General features: G+C 44.0%; 15 protein-coding genes and 1 riboswitch. All 15 genes read left to right on the top strand.

All coding sequences use genetic code 11. The features are described 5' to 3' along the window. The first annotated feature begins 88 nt into the window (after positions 1–88). The 15 genes from ABE547_RS06330 (at position 89) to ABE547_RS06260 (ending at position 16,872) form a co-directional block, all read left to right on the top strand. Positions 89–1,243 carry a double-cubane-cluster-containing anaerobic reductase gene (locus ABE547_RS06330; RefSeq protein WP_235250353.1) on the top strand — a complete coding sequence of 385 codons (1,155 nt, stop codon included), beginning with the start codon at positions 89–91 and terminating at the stop codon, positions 1,241–1,243. Positions 1,244–1,511: 268 nt separating this feature from the next. After that, positions 1,512–2,516, top strand: a complete 1,005-nt coding sequence (locus ABE547_RS06325) for a methionine ABC transporter ATP-binding protein (RefSeq protein ID WP_347377969.1) — start codon at positions 1,512–1,514, stop codon at positions 2,514–2,516. Positions 2,517–2,518: 2 nt separating this feature from the next. Next, the gene (locus tag ABE547_RS06320) at positions 2,519–3,187 is read left to right on the top strand and encodes a methionine ABC transporter permease (RefSeq protein WP_347377968.1); all 669 of its coding nucleotides are present in this window, start codon (positions 2,519–2,521) and stop codon (positions 3,185–3,187) included. 56 nt (positions 3,188–3,243) lie between these two features. Next, positions 3,244–4,080, top strand: a complete 837-nt coding sequence (locus ABE547_RS06315) for a MetQ/NlpA family ABC transporter substrate-binding protein (RefSeq protein WP_347377967.1) — start codon at positions 3,244–3,246, stop codon at positions 4,078–4,080. Between the two features lie 103 nt (positions 4,081–4,183). After that, complete coding sequence (locus ABE547_RS06310; protein WP_347377966.1) at positions 4,184–5,095, top strand: AEC family transporter; 912 nt, start codon at positions 4,184–4,186, stop codon at positions 5,093–5,095. 17 nt (positions 5,096–5,112) lie between these two features. After that, positions 5,113–6,192: a uroporphyrinogen decarboxylase family protein gene (locus ABE547_RS06305; RefSeq protein WP_347377965.1), complete on the top strand. Its 1,080-nt coding sequence runs from the start codon at positions 5,113–5,115 to the stop codon at positions 6,190–6,192. A gap of 61 nt (positions 6,193–6,253) precedes the next feature. Beyond that, positions 6,254–6,430, top strand: a riboswitch (cobalamin riboswitch). A gap of 77 nt (positions 6,431–6,507) precedes the next feature. After that, on the top strand, positions 6,508–7,629 hold the full coding sequence (locus tag ABE547_RS06300; protein WP_347377964.1) for a uroporphyrinogen decarboxylase family protein: 1,122 nt from the start codon (positions 6,508–6,510) through the stop codon (positions 7,627–7,629). Between the two features lie 7 nt (positions 7,630–7,636). Continuing rightward, positions 7,637–8,599: a GTP-binding protein gene (locus tag ABE547_RS06295; RefSeq protein WP_347377963.1), complete on the top strand. Its 963-nt coding sequence runs from the start codon at positions 7,637–7,639 to the stop codon at positions 8,597–8,599. Between the two features lie 22 nt (positions 8,600–8,621). Continuing rightward, positions 8,622–9,491: a uroporphyrinogen decarboxylase family protein gene (locus ABE547_RS06290; protein ID WP_347377962.1), complete on the top strand. Its 870-nt coding sequence runs from the start codon at positions 8,622–8,624 to the stop codon at positions 9,489–9,491. Between the two features lie 18 nt (positions 9,492–9,509). Further along, a complete protein-coding gene (locus ABE547_RS06285) occupies positions 9,510–10,160 on the top strand; it encodes a corrinoid protein (RefSeq protein ID WP_235250377.1) in 651 nt (216 codons plus the stop codon). A gap of 9 nt (positions 10,161–10,169) precedes the next feature. Then, complete coding sequence (locus ABE547_RS06280; protein ID WP_347377961.1) at positions 10,170–11,186, top strand: uroporphyrinogen decarboxylase family protein; 1,017 nt, start codon at positions 10,170–10,172, stop codon at positions 11,184–11,186. Between the two features lie 3 nt (positions 11,187–11,189). Next, a complete protein-coding gene (locus ABE547_RS06275; RefSeq protein WP_347377960.1) occupies positions 11,190–12,788 on the top strand; it encodes an ASKHA domain-containing protein in 1,599 nt (532 codons plus the stop codon). Between the two features lie 55 nt (positions 12,789–12,843). Continuing rightward, positions 12,844–13,965, top strand: coding sequence for a uroporphyrinogen decarboxylase family protein (locus ABE547_RS06270; RefSeq protein ID WP_347377959.1), 1,122 nt, complete (start codon positions 12,844–12,846; stop codon positions 13,963–13,965). Between the two features lie 148 nt (positions 13,966–14,113). Next, complete coding sequence (locus tag ABE547_RS06265; RefSeq protein WP_347377958.1) at positions 14,114–15,163, top strand: uroporphyrinogen decarboxylase family protein; 1,050 nt, start codon at positions 14,114–14,116, stop codon at positions 15,161–15,163. 35 nt (positions 15,164–15,198) lie between these two features. Continuing rightward, positions 15,199–16,872: a DUF4091 domain-containing protein gene (locus tag ABE547_RS06260; RefSeq protein WP_347377957.1), complete on the top strand. Its 1,674-nt coding sequence runs from the start codon at positions 15,199–15,201 to the stop codon at positions 16,870–16,872. Positions 16,873–16,874: the final 2 nt, after the last annotated feature.

Genomic DNA, 16,874 nt, shown 5'->3' with positions numbered 1-16,874 from the left:
CGAAGAGTGATGGTTTGTACATAGAATAAATTGGATTTGAGGAATGCGTATGCTAGAATAGAGGTGATAGTATTAGAGGAGAGACAGAATGGAAGTAATAAAAGAATTACCTGAAATATTTGAAGAGTTTGCAGAACAGAAAAAGAAGTCGTTTTTGACGATTAAAGAATTCAAGGAACGACAGATTCCCGTAATCGGAGCATACTGTTCCTATTTTCCGAGGGAAATAGCAGTTGCAATGGGAGCAGTTCCGGTTGGATTGTGTTCTTCGTCGGAAGAAACGGTTCAGATTGCAGAAACGGTTCTGCCCAAGAACATCTGTCCGCTTGTCAAGTCAAGTTATGGATTTGCGATTTCGGATAAGTGTCCTTACTTTTATTTCTCAGATCTGGTTGTTGGAGAGACGACCTGTGATGGGAAAAAGAAAATGTATGAGATGCTTTCGGAGTTTAAAGATGTATATGTAATGGAACTGCCGAACACACAATCAAAAAACGGACTGGGACTCTGGAAACAGGAGATCATTCGTCTGCAGCATTATCTGGAAGAAAAATTTCAGGTTGTCATTACAGAAGAAGATATCAGACGGGCAATTCGTATGGAGAATGCCAGAAGAAGTGCTTTAAAGCGGCTGTATGAAGTGATGAAGCTGGATCCTGTACCGATCATGGGGATGGAGCTTCTGGATGTGTTATATGGCAGTAAATATAAGCTGGAGATAGAAAAAGTTCCGGGAGAGCTTGATGCTTTGACGAAGCAGATACTGGAAGAGTACGAGAATAAACCAAAGCGGGAAAAGAGACCCCGTATTCTGGTCACAGGATGCCCGATCGGAGGAGACTCCAAAAAAGTGGTGAAAGCAATCGAGGATAACGGTGGTGTAGTAGTAGCTTTTGAAAACTGTACAGGTGCAAAAGTGATTGATAAGCAGGTGGATGAGAACAATCCGGATGTTTATGAGGCGATTGCAGAAAAATACTTCACCATTGGCTGTGCAATTATGACACCGAATGATCATCGTATTGAACTTCTGGGAAGAATGATTGATGAATTTAAAGTCGATGGTGTCGTGGAGATGATCCTGACCGGCTGCCATTCTGTACATATGGAATCTATCAGTGTACGTAATTTTGTCAATGAAGAAAAGCACATTCCTTATCTGGATGTGGTTACCGATTACTCGCAGGGAGATGTCGCACAACTGAATACAAGAATGGCCGCATTTATTGAAATGCTTGAATAGAAAATGAAAACACTCATCGCAAAGATGGGTGTTTTTTTCTGCAGGAGCGGATTTTACCGGTTATTGTGAATGTAATATGGAGTCAAGTACTATAGATAATGCAAATATACACAGTGTATTTATTAATAATATAAATAAGTGCACAAAAATCAAAAGTACAGATTGTGCATTGTGCACAATCACGCTGGAGAATATTGGAAGAGTAAATGATGAAATGAAGGGAGATTATCAATAAAATAGTTAGAGTGTTGAATAAGGAGGAAGAACATTGATTGAAATAAAGAATTTAAAAAAAGTATGGGAAGATGGAACCAGTGTTTTGGAAGATATTAATCTTACCATAGAAGATGGAGATATCTATGCACTGGTAGGACGCAGCGGTGCCGGAAAATCAACGTTATTGCGTTGTATCAATGGATTAACATCATACCAGGAGGGAAGCCTTATGGTGGATGGCTGTGAAATTAAAAATATGAAAGAAAAAGAATTAAGAGAATTCAGACGTCATGTTGGCATGATATTTCAACAGTTTTCCCTTCTTGAACGTGAGACCGTATATCAGAATATTGCTCTTCCGATGCAATGCTGGAAATATTCAAAGGAAGAGATCGATAAAAAGGTAAAAAGCCTGCTGGAACTGGTTGGACTGACGGATAAGATGAATGTCAGACCAAGAAATCTCAGTGGTGGACAGAAACAAAGAGTTGCTGTTGCAAGGGCGTTGACTATGGATCCTAAAATTTTACTTTGTGATGAGGCAACATCGGCTCTGGATCCTAAGACTACAAATTCTATTCTCGACCTTCTGATGGAGATTAATCAGAAAATCGGCATAACGATCGTCATCGTGACGCATCAGATGGAAGTTGTAAGAAAAGCCTGCAATAAAGCCTGTATCCTGGAGCATGGAAAAATTGCAGATGAGGGTACGGTAAAGGAGATCTTTATCAGACAACCGGAATCTCTGCAAAGACTTCTCGGCGAGGAGAGACTGCAGCTTCCGCAGACAGGTCATAATATTCAGATTGCACATCTGGTAAACGGAATTCAGGATGGGGAGTTTTTTGGAAAGATGTCAAAAGATCTTCATTATGTATTTCCAATTTTGAACGGACAGATCCAGGAGTATCAGGGAGACAAGATGGGAATCTTTGTAATTAATGTTGATGATGAACATCTGGAGCAGGTTGAACAGTATCTGGATAAGAAAAATATGAACTGGCATGAACTTCATGCAAATATGGCAGAAAAAGATGAGGAAGGAGAAGAATAATAATGGCTCTGAAAAATTACACATTTCTTCAAATATGTCAGATGTTAATAGCACCGGCAATCGTAGCAACACTTAAAATGCTGGTGATTTCCAGTGTTCTTTCCACCTTTTTTGGGTTTTTTATCGGAGTGGCTCTGATTGTAACTGAAAAAGGCGGACTGTGTGAGAACATTGTTGTAAACAGAGTTTTGGACTTTATTGTAAATATGATTCGATCATTTCCGTTTATTATCCTGATGATTTCAATTATTCCTTTTACAAGACTGGTTGTTGGTACTTCTATTGGTGAAACGGCTGCACTGGTGCCATTGACCGTTGCCTGTACACCATTTATGGGACGAATATTTCAGAACAGTTTCAAAGAGATAGATCCGGCTTTAATTGAAGCAGCACAGTCTTTTGGTGCTTCAAAGACACAGATTGTAGTAAAAGTAATGCTGAAAGAAGCAGTACCGTCAATTATATCAGGTCTTTGCCTTGGCGTTATTAATCTTCTCAGTGCGACTGCGATGGCAGGTGCAATCGGTGCAGGTGGATTAGGTGCAGTAGCTCTTACATATGGATATCAGAATTTTAATCAGAAGATTATGTATTCTATTGTTGTAGTTCTGATTGTTCTGGTGGCATTTATCCAGTATTTCGGAGACTGGATCTACAAAAAACTTAAATAACCATGATAGAAGTAAGCATCTGCTTATTTTTATATACAATTATTCAGGAGGTAAGTATGAAAAAAAGATTAATCAGCGTATTATTATGCGCAGCAATGGCGGTAACAATGCTTATGGGATGTGGAAGCTCATCTTCAGAAGAGGAGACAACAGAAGAGACGACAGAGGAAAGTTCTGATGAAAAGCAGGTAATCAAGCTTGGTGTCAGAGCAGACTTCATTGACATGGTAGAGGCAATTCGTGCAAGTGTAGAAGAAGCAGGATATGAACTGGATGTTACAACTTTTGATGACAGTATTCAGCCAAATGTGGCTCTTGGCGAGGGAAGTATTGATGTAAACTGGTTCCAGCATCAGCCGTATCTTGACAGCTATAATGCAGAGAACGGTACAGACTTTGTTATGGCTCAGCCTTATACACACTATCCGTTATTTGCAATGTATTCTGAGAATCTGGAATCTGTGGAGGATCTTCCGGATGGCGCAACAATCGGATTATGTAATGATGCTACCAATCAGGCAAGAGGTCTTAAGATGCTTCAGGATCTGGGACTGATTACATACGATGAAACAGTAGAAAGTCCGACAATTTATGATATCAAAGACAATCCGAAGAACCTTCAGTTTGTAGAAGCTGAGATGAGCGTACTTCCACAGTCCCTTCCGGATGTAGATGCGATTATACTTGCTGCTCAGCATATGTATAATGCAGGACTGGATGCTACAAAATATATTGCAGAATCTCAGGATGGACCAGATTACAGTCTTGGATTTGTTACAAGAAAAGAAGATGCAGATGCACAGTGGCTGGCAGATCTTGTAGAAGCAGCACGTTGTGACGCATTGAAAGAGTACTTTGAGAGTAATGGTGGAATTCAGATTCCTGCATTCTAGTTCAGATGAAAGTGTTCATAAGTAAAAAGGGCAGACAGGTAATGACTGTCCTTTTTACTTTTTGAAAATAAAACATCGTCTGTGAGAGGAAAAGGAGAACAACATGGAACTGGCTTCAATTACATTGTACAAAACACTGGTAATGGTAATCCTTGCACTTGCAGGAGTCATGAGTTACAAAACAGGGATTGTGGATGAGGAAATCAATAAGAAACTGTCGGATCTGGTATTGACATTGTTTACACCGATTCTGCTATTTACTTCATTTCAAAAGGAGTTTACCCCCAGCCTGCTTTCGGGATTGGGAGTGTCGGTCGTATTGTCAGTTTTATCATTTATGGTGATATGGTGTATCTGTAAGATTGTGGTGCGGAAACAGAATCAGGATTATGCAGCAGTTGAGCATGTGGCGATCATGTATTCGAACTGCGGATTTATTGGAATCCCGATGGCACAGGGAATATTTGGAGCAGATGGTGTATTTTATATGACGGCATATGTTGCCCTGGCCAATTTTCTGTTATGGTCACATGGAATTATCGTGATGTCCGGAAAAATGGATGTCAAATCTTTAAAAAAGGTATTTACATCACCAACAATCATTGCCATTATTTTCGGTGTATTATGTTTTTTTCTGCAGATCCGGATGCCTGCGATTATTGAAGAACCATTGGAAATGATTGCAAATATGAATACACCGATGGCCATGATGGTGGCGGGTATTAATATTGCACAGGCAGATCTGAAACATACATTTAAAAAGGCCAGATTGTACTGGCTGAGCTTTGTAAAGCTGATTGTTATGCCAATGGTGCTGATCGGGTTGTTTTACTTTTTACCGGTAGACAATGTCATTAAAACGGTAATGATATTGGCTTCTTCCTGTCCGGTAGGGGTAACGGGAAGTTTATTTGCACTCAGATACGGGAAGGATGCAGTCTATGCGTCTGAACTTTTTGCGATGTCGACGCTGCTTTCTATCATTACTGTACCATTTATGATGTTGTTTTGTTGAGTTTAGGGGGAATAAAGATGGAATTGATCAAACCGGAAATGACGCCGAAAGAAAGAGTGACGGCATATGCCAGAGGGGAAGAAGTTGACAGGATTCCGACTTCTCTGAGTGCCGGAGAAACAGCTCCTCCATTGTATGGAATCAATATCTGTGATTACTATTTTTCGGCTGATGCAATGGTTGAAGTGGAGACAAGGCTTGCAGAAGATTTCCATGCGGATAACATGGGAGTGGGATTGGGGCTTAGAACGCTGGTAGAAGCGCTTGGAACAAAACTGGAGTATCCAAAGAAGAATGTGTCCTATATTGCAGAGCCGGCTTTGACCTCTTTTGCGGATATTGATAATATGGAACTTGTGAATATAGAAAAAGACGGAAGATTTCCAATTATTGTGGAATCATTTGAACGGCTTCAGGAACGATTTGGAGAAGAAAGAATTCTTGGAAGTGGTCTTGCGGGTCCGTTGACAACGGCCGCCAGTCTGATCGGAACGGAAAAATTTTTAAAAGCAACCGTGAAAAATAAAGAAGGAGCTCATCGTCTGCTTCAGTTCAGTACGGATTGTATTGTAAAATGTTGTAAAGACATGAATCAGAAGCTGGGAATAAAATTCATGCTGTCAGAGCCGATGGCATCCAGGAATCTTCTGAGCAAGAAGCAGTTTCAGGAGTTTTTCCTGCCTTATCTGAAACAGGCTGTACAGAGAATGAATGAATTTCAGCAGGGAACATCCATTCATATCTGTGGCAATACCAAAGATCGCTGGCAGGAGGTGGTTGATGCCGGAGTCAGTGGTTTCTGGGTGGATAATTGTGAAAGCCTGCAGGAGTTAAAAGATGCGCATGGAGATAAGATTGCAATCAGTGGCAATCTGTCACCGGTAGATGTGCTGAAAGATGGAACGATCGAAGATATTGAAGAACATGTAAAACGGTGTATTGCGCAAGCCGGAGATAATCCATGCGGATATAATCTCTGTCCGGGATGTACGACACCGGTAGGAACTTCCAAAGAGCATATGATCGCATTTATGAATGCGGCGGCTGTTTACGGTAAAGGGGCCAGAAAAGGATACATGCCAAAAGGAATGCTATAGATGAAAGCTATAATCATATATGAATTACTAATTAGTGATGGGTGTTTTCCTATGCTATTATATACATAGTAATCTATATAGTGATGCACGTGCATTGAAAAGGGAATCCGGTGAGAATCCGGGACAGCCCGCTCTACTGTGAAACGGACGATAATCCCAGTTGCCACCGGTATACAGGGAAGGCGGGATTAGAGAGAGAAGTTAAGTCAGGAGACCTGCTATATATGAACGGACTTTTCGGTGGGGAAAAGGCAGCAATTACGCTGCTTTTTCTGTGCCGATTTTTATTATTTATACGAAAGAGGTGGAAAGACTATGACTTATGAGGAACTCCTTCGGGAAATGAAAGAGCAAAAGGATGAAATGACAGTCATGGAGCGTATGATCGGGTACGCCAAGGGAGAGGAAGTGGATCATATACCGTATCGTCTGGTGGGATCGGATACCACTGCGGATCTTTACGGATATACGCTTCAGCAGTACCGGGACTCACTGGAGATTCGTTTTGATATCATGGAGAAGATGCACGAGGAATTCGGAAATGCAGCAATCGGGATTGGTGTGGGACTTCAGTCGATCGGAGAGGCTGTGGGATCCAAAATGCGCTATCCGGAAAATGGTCTGGGATTTGTGTCTGAGCATGTATTGAAGGATTATGCACGGTTAGATGGCATGGAGGTGATCGATCCTCATAAGTGTCCGAATCTGGAAGCAATTATCGATACTTTCCGGAAGTCAAAGGAAAGATTTCCCGGATGGGGTGCGGGAAATGGAGTTGCAGGGCCGATGACGACTGCAACGTCTATCAGGAGACTGGATGAGATCCTGCGGGATACGGTAAAGCATAAGGAGGAACTGCACAGGCTGCTGGATTATTGTGTACAGTGTAACTTAAGCTGGATCCGTACGGTGACAGAGGAATTCGGTCCGCTTCCTGTCAATATCGCAGAACCATCCGCTTCTCTCAGTGTACTGAGTAAAAAGCAGTTTCTGGAATTTGAAAAACCACATCTGCAGGATCTGGTAAATGGAATTAAGGAAATTACGGGAAGGATGCCGACGACTCATATCTGTGGGAAGACGAAAGGAATCTGGGAAGATCTGATCGAGATGGGATTCACGATGCTGAGTGTGGATAACAGTGAGGATCTGGAAGAAGTAAAACGCTGTGTTGGAAACAGGATGAGTATATCCGGTAATGTTCCGCCGGTTGAAGTTTTAAAATATGGTTCTATTGACGATGTGATAGAGTCAGTAATTACCTGCCTGAAGAAAGGCAGTGACAGTCCAATGGGATATTCACTGGCAGCAGGCTGTCAGGTGCCGCCGGGAGTTCCGAGAGAGAACCTGTATGCATTTATCTATGCTGCCAGAAAGTATGGCAGAGGAGCCAGAAAGGGATGCCTGCCGAAGGGACTGAAAGAAGCAGGAATCTAGATCAGGTATGCAATGCCGTAATGAGAAGGATAAAAAGGATGGAAATGGAATGGAGATACAGATCGTGTCCGGATTCCTTGGAGCCGGAAAGACTACATTTTTAAATCAATATCTACCGCTTCTCGAAGGGAGAACCGTCGTGATCGAGAATGAGTTTGGAGATATCGGGCTGGACGGGGGAATGATGCCGGAAGATGTTCCGGTAAAGGAGCTGTACTCCGGATGTATCTGCTGCAGTCTGGCGATCGATTTCCGAAAGGGAATCCGGGAGATTGCGGAAACGTTTCGGCCGGACCGGATTGTGATTGAGCCGTCGGGAGTAGGACGGCTGTCAGATATCGTAAATGCATGTATGCAGGCAAAGGAAAAAGATGGAGTGGATCTTACGATTACGAAGCTGATTACGGTAGTTGATCTGGCAGGATTGGAAGAATATGCAGACGGGTTTGGTGCATTTTATCAGGATCAGATTAGGAATGCGGGACTTTTGCTGCTGAGTCATCTGGAGACTGTATCCCTAAAAGAGAAGAAATGTCTGATTGAAAGGATTCGGCAGATGAATCCAAAGGCAATCATATATGGCGAAGACTGGAGAGTGATGCATCCCGATGCTTTGCTGGAGCTTGTTGAGATGACGGGAGATCATGAGAGGAACAGAAAAGTGGGCATGATTCTTCCAAGGTCTGAAAAACAGGTGTTTTCCAGCATTTCTATACAGGGTACCAGGGCAATATCCGAATCGGATCTTATGAGGATCTTGCGGGAATTAAAGGCAGAACGTTATGGAAAGGTGATACGGGCAAAAGGAATCATTGAAGACACAGACGGAAGAAGGATGCATTTTGATTATACGCCGTCAGCGGTATCGATTAAGGAGATGGATACTGCGGCCGGAGATAAGAAGGATACAGTTGCCGTCGTGATTGGATGTGAATTGAAAGAACAGGCAATCCGAACGTTATTTTTATAAAAAAGGAGGTTGAGAGAAGAGAATGGGAGAAATCAAAGATTTTTATTGTACCTATGGAAATTCCGTCGGAATCAGTGAAGAGGTGACGAAAGGGTTGGAACTAACATTCCCGGAGGCATATCTGCACTGTGATTCCATGGTGAGACTTTCAAAGGCTTTGAAGGAGCATGACGGTGCATCGTTTTGTGAATTGCCGTTCTGCCATACGGTTGAGGCGGAAGCTATGGGAGGAATCATCAATTATGGAAATGCGGTGACCGGTCCACGGGCAAAAGAATATATCTGCACTTCCGTGGAAGAGCTTCTGGAACTTCCGGAGATGGACTTTTCAAAGGGAAGGATTCACGAGGTACTGCTGGCATGTAAGGAACTGAGAAATCAGGGAGAGCATGTGGTTCTTCAGGTGTCAGGTCCGTTTACGATCCTGAATGTGTTGATTGATGCAAAATATGTATTTAAGGGATGGCGCAAAAAACCGGAAGTTATGAAGGAAGTTTTCTGGAAACTGGGAGATCAGATCTTAAGATTCATGGAAGAAGCAAAGAAGTATGATGTGGATCTGATCAGTTATGCAGATTCTTCCGGCGGCGTAAGTATTCTGGGACCGAAGATGGCAGAACAGGTGGTCAGTGAGTTTACGTATGAATTTCTGAAGAAGGTGGAAATACTTGCTGATGATAAGACATTGATGTTATTATGTCCTAAGACAACATTTGCGCTTTTGGGAACGGAAAAGGCGGAACTTAAGGACAGAAAGCTTTCCGGACCGATGAGCTATGGAGAAGGCTGTATCGAGATGATCGGAAAGGCAAAGTTTGCGGGCCAGATGTGTATCAAAAATGTAGGATATCAATTAGAAAACGGTCTTTTTAAAGAAGTGAAATTAAAATAAAGAGTGGGAGGCAGGAACATGAGCTCAAAAGAGGAATTATTAAAGAAATTATCAGACGGCGTTGTGGAGATGGAAGAAGATGATGTGGCAGAAGCTGCACAGGAATATCTGGATGCAGGTTATCCTGCATTTGACGGCATTATGGAGGGTCTGGTAGACGGTATGAACCGCGCCAGTCAGCTGTATGAGGAAGAAGAATATTTTGTAACGGATGTTCTTCTCTGCTCTGATGCGATGTATGCAGGACTTGACATTCTGCGTCCTTATCTTCCGGAGGTGGCAAACGATGATAAGATCACGGGAGTGATCGGAGTTGTGGAAGGAGATACACACGATATTGGTAAGAATCTGGTCAAGATCATGCTGGAAACAGCAGGATTCAATATGATCGATCTTGGAAGAGATGTGCCTCTTCAGCAGTTTGTAGATACAGCAAAAGAACAGAATGCTGACTTTGTGTGTATGTCAACTCTGATGACGACCACAATGGGAGGTATGGAGACGGTCATTCATCTTCTTGAAGAAGCGGGTATTCGCAACAAAGTAAAGGTTATGATCGGCGGAGGCCCGATCTCTCAGAAGTTTGCGGACAAGATCGGTGCGGACGGATATTCACAGAATGCTGTTGAAGCTGTAAAACTTGCGAAAAGATTATTAAATATTGCATAGGAGAAGGATATGTTAACACCAAAAGAGAGACTGAAACTGATCATGGAAGGAAAGAAGGCAGACCGTCCGGCATGTATTTGTCCGGGAGGCATGATGAATATGGTGACTGCCGAATTGATGGATGAGGTACAGGTCTATCTTCCGGAGGCGCATACCGATGCGCGAAAGATGGCAGATCTCGCGAAAGCGGTATATGAAAAGGGCTGTTTTGAGAATTATGGGGTTCCGTTCTGTATGACGGTAGAGGCAGAAGAAATGGGAGCCAGGGTTGATATGGGATCAAAGGTATATGAACCGCATGTGATAGAGTATGTGATAGACTCTGTAGGTGAGTTTCATAAGCTGACCCCGGTTGATGTCACAAAGGGACGTGCGAAAGTTGTGCTGGATGCGATCCGGATATTGAAGGAAGAGACGACAGGCGTGCCGATCGTAGGCAATCTGACCGGACCGATCAGTACTGCCAGTTCCGTTATGGAACCGGTGATCTTCTATAAGGAGCTTCGTAAAAAGAATAAAGAAGCACATGAATATATGGCATTTATCACCGATCAGCTGATCACGTTCGGACGTGCACAGATAGAGGCGGGAGCCGATGTGATCGCAATCTCTGATCCAAGCGGAACCGGAGAGATCCTGGGACCGAAGTTCTTTGAAGAATTTGCAGTGACTTATATTAACCGACTGCTGGATGCTCTGCAGGCGGAAAAGATGGGAACGATCGTACATATCTGTGGACAGATGCGACCGGTCTATCGTGAGGTAAACGAACTTCACAGCAATGTACTGAGCTTTGATTCGGTGGTTCCGATGAAAGAGGCAAGAGAGCACTTAAATGACAGAGTGCTGATGGGCAATGTCAGTACCTATGCACTGGAATTTGGAGATCCGGCGCGCGTTAAGATGTTAACCAGAAGCTGTCAGAAACATGGTTCTGATATTCTGTCCCCGGCCTGTGGTCTGGGAATGAAGTCTCCGCTTGTGAATGTGCAGTCTATTTTGGAGTGCCTGAAAGAGGAGGCATAAGGGATGGCAGAGATAAGAATACGACAGACCGGCCAGGTGATCCGCTGCGAGGCGGGAGCAGGTCTTTTGAATACACTTCTGGATGCCGGTGTGTTTGTGGACAATCCGTGCAGTGGAAAAGGAATCTGTGGAAAATGCAAGGTAAGGATTCTGTCCGGAGAAGTATCGGCCATGTCTGAGACGGAAGAAAAGTTACTGAAGCCGGAGGAAATTCGTACAGGAATCAGACTTTCCTGTCTGACAGAAGTAATGGGGGATATTACCGTGGAACTTCTTCAGAAAGAAAGAAAGCATGAAGTACTGACGAAGGGATATATGCCGGCGTTTGAGAAAGATCCGTATGATGGCGGATATGGAATTGTGATCGATATCGGTACGACGACTGTGGTGACTGCACTGATCGATCTTGCTTCCGGAAAAGAACTTGCCAATGCTTCTATGATCAACGCACAGAAGCACTATGGTCTGGATGTACTGACCAGGATCACATATGAGTATGAGCACCCGGAAAGTGGAATTCAGGAGCTTCAGGCGGCAATTGTCCATTCCATCAATGCAATGATTGGAGAAGCCTGTATGGAAGCTTCTGTGGACCGAAATGCGATTCGTGAGATCGATGTAGCGGCAAACTGCACCATGATGCACATGCTGCTTGGTGTGGATGCGAGATCCATCGGGAAATCGCCATATCGCCCCAAGTTCACAGAAGCACAGAAGCTTCTGGCAGTGGATATCGGGATCGAAGCGGCAGCAGATACCAGACTGTACTGTCTTCCACAGGTGTCAGCTTATATTGGTGCGGATATTGTGGCGGGAGCATACGTGTGTGAACTTCAAAAAGAAAAGGGAAATGTTCTGTTTATTGACATTGGAACCAATGGAGAGATCGTGCTTGCAAGCCAGGGAAGACTGCTCTGCTGCTCCTGTGCTGCGGGGCCGGCACTGGAAGGTATGAATATCAGCTCCGGTATGCGGGCAGCAGAAGGAGCGATCGAGGATGTCCGGATCACAGAACAGGGCATTGAGCTTAAGACGATTGGAGAGCAGGAACCGGCAGGAATCTGCGGAAGTGGAATTCTGGCAGTGGTAAAGGAGCTTCTGCGTACCGGAATCGTAAAAAAGACGGGTGTATTTGTAAAAAAGGAAAAGCTGGAAGAAGATGATTATCGGTATCCCTATATTCGCCTGAACGGGACGAAGCGGGAATTCATCCTGCATGAGAATCCGGAACTTCTGGTCACACAGGGGGATGTACGCCAGGTACAGCTTGCAAAAGGAGCGATTCTTTCCGGCTTCGTTGCCCTGTTAAATAAAGCGGGAATCCGGATGGAGGATCTGGATAAAGTTATGATCGCGGGGCAGTTTGGTGCACATCTTCCGGCAGAATCTCTGGTCGGCACCGGAATCCTTCCGGAGGAAGTGGGAGATAAGCTGATATATGTGGGAAATTCTTCCAAGACGGGTGCATATATGTCCCTGATGTCTGCAACTGTGAAGAAAGAAGTGGAAGAACTGGCATGCCGGATGGAATATATGGAACTGGCTGAAACTGAGAATTATGAAAGAATCTTTACGGAGAGTATGATCTTTCCAACATTTTAATTAAATATGGAAATAACATGTGTTCGGGCATATATGCACGAGAACGGAGGTGCCTATGGAATACGATGAACTGAAACGACTGATGAGTGAGCAGAAAGATGAGATGACGGCGGCAGAGCGAATCAAAGCCTACAATGCCGGAGAAGAAGTAGATTATCAGCCTTATACGCTTCAGGCTCCGGATCCGGCGATGGCAGACATCTTTGGATTCACAACTACACAATTTGCGAAAGACTTTGAAGTAAAAAGCGAGGTCATTCGAAGGAGAAAGGAAGAGTTCGGGCTGGATAGTTTTAACGTGGGGCTTGGACTTAAGACGATCGGAGGTGCGCTGGGATCAAAACTGCGGGCTCCGGAACACGGAATTGATTATGTGGAGGAGCATATTCTGAAGGATTATGCGGATTTTGACAGGCTTGAAGTCACAGATCCGTATAAAAATCCGGTGCTTGCACCGATCCTGGAAAGCGCAAAACGTCTGAAAGACCGTTTTCCGGATGTCAGCATGACGACCAGCGTTGCAGGACCGATCTCGACAGCGATTGCGGTACGACCGGTGGAAATGGTGCTGAAGGATACCAGAAAAAATCCCGAGATGCTGCATAAGCTTCTGGATCTGACCGTAGAGTGTTCCCTGCGGTGGTTTGACGCATTTTATCATGAATTCGGACCGGTTGGAACGAATTTTTCAGATCCGGTCACCTGTATGGATGTGATCAGCAAAAAGCAGTTTGATGAATTCTCTCTTCCATACATTAAGAAACTGATCGATGGAACGGAAAAAATCATGGGTTCCAGACCGGGAGCGCATATCTGCGGCAAGACCAGTCCGATCTGGAGTGATCTTGCGGATGCAGGACTGTTTTCCTTCAGCATTGATAACTGTGAGGATCTTGCGGTGGCAAAAGCAGCGGTCGGAGACCGGATGCGGATCGCAGGAAATGTTCCTCCGGTTGACGTTATGAAAGAAGGAACCATAGACGAAGTCATTGAAGCATGTAAAGAATGTATGATGAGATGTGCGGACAATCCGGCAGGATATATTCTGAATACCGGGTGCCAGCTGCCGATCGGAACGCCGAAAGCGAATGTAGAGGCATTTATCTATGCGGCGAGAAAGTATGGAAAAGGAGCAAAGCTGGGACAGATACCGAAAGGATTGCGGGAGTATATGTAATTATTGTAAACATTATTACTAATAGAAAGTCGGAGGCAGAGACTGAAAGCTGGTTTCTGCCTTTGATAGTTCTATATATAAATGATTTCTTACTGAATAGATATGAAAATAGTAAGATGGAAGCAAGAAAAAACAGGCGGTAGATTGTATGAAGATAGAAAGACCGAAGGCAGATCAAATGACGCCGCAGGAAAGAAAAAAAGCGATTGAAAAGGGGGATGCCGTTGATCGTGTGCCGGTCGTTCCTTTTATGGGAGAACTGAAATGTTATCTGAGTGGAATCAGTATCCGGGATTTCTGGCATGATCCGAAGAAGATTGCAGATGCAGAGATTGTGGCATTTAACAGATATGGCTATGACAGAATTGTGATCGGGCCTAATACACGGGGAATTACGGAAGCGTTGGGAGGCAGTTTTGTGTATCCGGAGAATGGATTGCCGTATGCGGATGTACCGTATTTGCAGAATTATAATCGGTTGTCTGACATGGAGCCTGCAGAAGCCGGGAAAAATCCGAGAATTCAGATGTTTTTTCAAGTAGCAGATCTTTTAGGAGAGGAAGCTATGGAGATGGTTCCGATCGAAGCAAGCATTGGCGGTCCGTTTACGATAGCGTCGAATCTGCGCGGAGTGGAGCGCCTTTTGAGAGACTGCAGAAAATATCCGGAAGAGGTTCAAAGACTATTGCGACTGATTACGGATACCCAAAGGAGCTGTATTGATGAGGCTGCATCCCGTGGACTAGGAATTGCGATGGCAGATCCGGTAGCCAATCCGGCATTAATCGGACCTAAGATGTATGAAAAGTTTATATTTCCATATACAAAGGAACTGACGGATTACGCACTGAAAAAAACCGGAAAAAAAGTATCTCTTCATATGTGCGGAAGTACCTACAGTATCTGGAAGTATATATGCCAGTATGAATTAAATGAGATCAGCCTGGATAACATCATTGATATGAACCGGGCAGTGGAAGAACTGGGGAATTATGTTCCGATTGCCGGCAATGTAGATCCTGTGGAGGTCGTTATGAACGGAACAAAAGAGGAGATTACCAGTGCAGTCTGGAATTGTATCGAGATCGGAAAAAGATCGAAGAAGGGATATACATTGGCTACGGGCTGCGATATTCCCGAGCTGGCAAGACCGGAACAGGTGGACTATTTTATGGAAGCTGTTCGAAACTATCGATGATTATGAACTTAAGAAGTGTGATATGGGAGGAAATGATGAGAAAACAGAGCGAAATCAAATATGAAATGAAATTATTAAGTTCCCTGGTAAAAGTTTTTCAGGATGAGACTCCGGTATATCGTCCGGAATGTCAGGTGTTAAGTGCGCTGTGGGGAGAGACTGTGTCCTTTCAGGCGGCATATACAGGTGACTTTTTCATGCGGGAAAGACTGGAAGTCAGGGTCGTATCTCCGATTGCAGATCATGTGCGCGTCAGAACCGTAGAGCAGGTGCCGGTCGGAAGGGCGACGAACGGAATCGTGGATGATAATTATCTGAAAACAACGTCAGGACTGTACCCGGATCTTTTGAGAGATCCAAAAGACGGGAAAGTGATCGTATGCTCGAATCAGTGGAGAAGTCTCTGGATCGATGTGGAAGTGACGGAAGAGATACCTGCCGGTGAGTATGAGATAGAGATTCAGCTGGTGAAAGAAGAAAAAACAGTATGTTCTGCAGTGCAGAAGCTTACTGTGTATGGGGTTACCCTTCCAAAGCAGGAGATTATGCATACGGAATGGATGCATGCAGATTGCCTGGCAGATTATTACCATGTTGAGGTGTTTTCTGAGGAGCACTGGAAACTTCTGGAGAATTATTTTACGGAAAGTGTAAAACGTGGTTGTAACATGATGCTTACGCCGCTTTTTACATCCCCGCTGGATACGGCTGTCGGTCTGGAACGTACGACAACTCAGCTGATTGAAGTGGAAGTAAAAGATGGGGAGTATATTTTTGGATTTGAACAGATGAAGCGCTGGATTGATCTGTGTAAAAAATGTGGAATCGAGTATTTTGAAATGTCACATCTGTTCTCCCAGTGGGGAGCAAAGTGTGCTCCAAAAGTGGTTGCAATGGTGGATGGAAAAGAAGAAAAGATCTTTGGCTGGCATACTCCGGCAGTAGGCGAATATACCAGATTTCTCCAGAGCTTTCTGCCGCAGCTGATTGAGAAACTGAAAGAGTGGCAGATTGCGGATGTAACGTATTTTCATATATCAGATGAGCCAAGAGAGGAACATCTGGAAAGCTTTCGTGCTGCAAAAGAATCTCTGGGGCATATGCTGGATGGTTTCCATACATTTGATGCGTTGTCCAGTTATGAATTCTATCGTCATGGATTAATTGACAAGCCAATCCCTGGCAACAATGAGATTGAAGAATTCCTGGAACATGGTCTGACAGAGATGTGGACGTATTATTGTACCGGACAGTTTTATGAAGTGAGCAACCGCTTTATGTCCATGCCGTCTGCAAGAAATCGAATCTATGGAATTCAACTGTATAAATATGACATTATCGGTATTCTGCATTGGGGATATAACTTCTATAACAGTCAGTTTTCCATTGAACACATCAATCCGTATGAAGTGACGGATGCAGGAAATGCTTTCCCGGCAGGAGATCCGTTTATTGTATATCCGGGAGCAGACGGATACCCGGAAGAATCTATCCGAATGATGGTGCATTATGAGGCTCTTACGGATCTTCGGGCATTAAAGCTTCTGGAATCTCTGACCAGCAAGGAATACGTCATGGAACTGATCGAAGGGGATCTGGCGGAACCGATCACTTTTAAGAAATATCCGAAATCAGATATGTATCTGATCACACTTCGCAATAAGGTGAACCGGGAAATTGCAAAGAGAGTACCGGACAGTAAATCATAATC

The organism is Dorea sp. YH-dor226, assembly GCF_039832105.1.
In the GTDB taxonomy this organism is placed as follows: Bacteria; Bacillota; Clostridia; order Lachnospirales; family Lachnospiraceae; genus Dorea_A.
This window is presented reverse-complemented; position numbering and strand designations above follow the sequence as displayed.

Bases quoted from the DNA above. Each gene is read 5' to 3' on its own strand.
- ABE547_RS06330 (WP_235250353.1), top strand. From the start codon at position 89: ATGGAAGTAATAAAAGAATTACCTGAAATATTTGAAGAGTTTGCAGAA.
- ABE547_RS06320 (WP_347377968.1), top strand. From the start codon at position 2,519: ATGGCTCTGAAAAATTACACATTTCTTCAAATATGTCAGATGTTAATA.
- ABE547_RS06315 (WP_347377967.1), top strand. From the start codon at position 3,244: ATGAAAAAAAGATTAATCAGCGTATTATTATGCGCAGCAATGGCGGTA.
- ABE547_RS06310 (WP_347377966.1), top strand. From the start codon at position 4,184: ATGGAACTGGCTTCAATTACATTGTACAAAACACTGGTAATGGTAATC.
- ABE547_RS06305 (WP_347377965.1), top strand. From the start codon at position 5,113: ATGGAATTGATCAAACCGGAAATGACGCCGAAAGAAAGAGTGACGGCA.
- ABE547_RS06300 (WP_347377964.1), top strand. From the start codon at position 6,508: ATGACTTATGAGGAACTCCTTCGGGAAATGAAAGAGCAAAAGGATGAA.
- ABE547_RS06295 (WP_347377963.1), top strand. From the start codon at position 7,637: ATGCAATGCCGTAATGAGAAGGATAAAAAGGATGGAAATGGAATGGAG.
- ABE547_RS06290 (WP_347377962.1), top strand. From the start codon at position 8,622: ATGGGAGAAATCAAAGATTTTTATTGTACCTATGGAAATTCCGTCGGA.
- ABE547_RS06285 (WP_235250377.1), top strand. From the start codon at position 9,510: ATGAGCTCAAAAGAGGAATTATTAAAGAAATTATCAGACGGCGTTGTG.
- ABE547_RS06280 (WP_347377961.1), top strand. From the start codon at position 10,170: ATGTTAACACCAAAAGAGAGACTGAAACTGATCATGGAAGGAAAGAAG.
- ABE547_RS06275 (WP_347377960.1), top strand. From the start codon at position 11,190: ATGGCAGAGATAAGAATACGACAGACCGGCCAGGTGATCCGCTGCGAG.
- ABE547_RS06270 (WP_347377959.1), top strand. From the start codon at position 12,844: ATGGAATACGATGAACTGAAACGACTGATGAGTGAGCAGAAAGATGAG.
- ABE547_RS06265 (WP_347377958.1), top strand. From the start codon at position 14,114: ATGAAGATAGAAAGACCGAAGGCAGATCAAATGACGCCGCAGGAAAGA.
- ABE547_RS06260 (WP_347377957.1), top strand. From the start codon at position 15,199: ATGAGAAAACAGAGCGAAATCAAATATGAAATGAAATTATTAAGTTCC.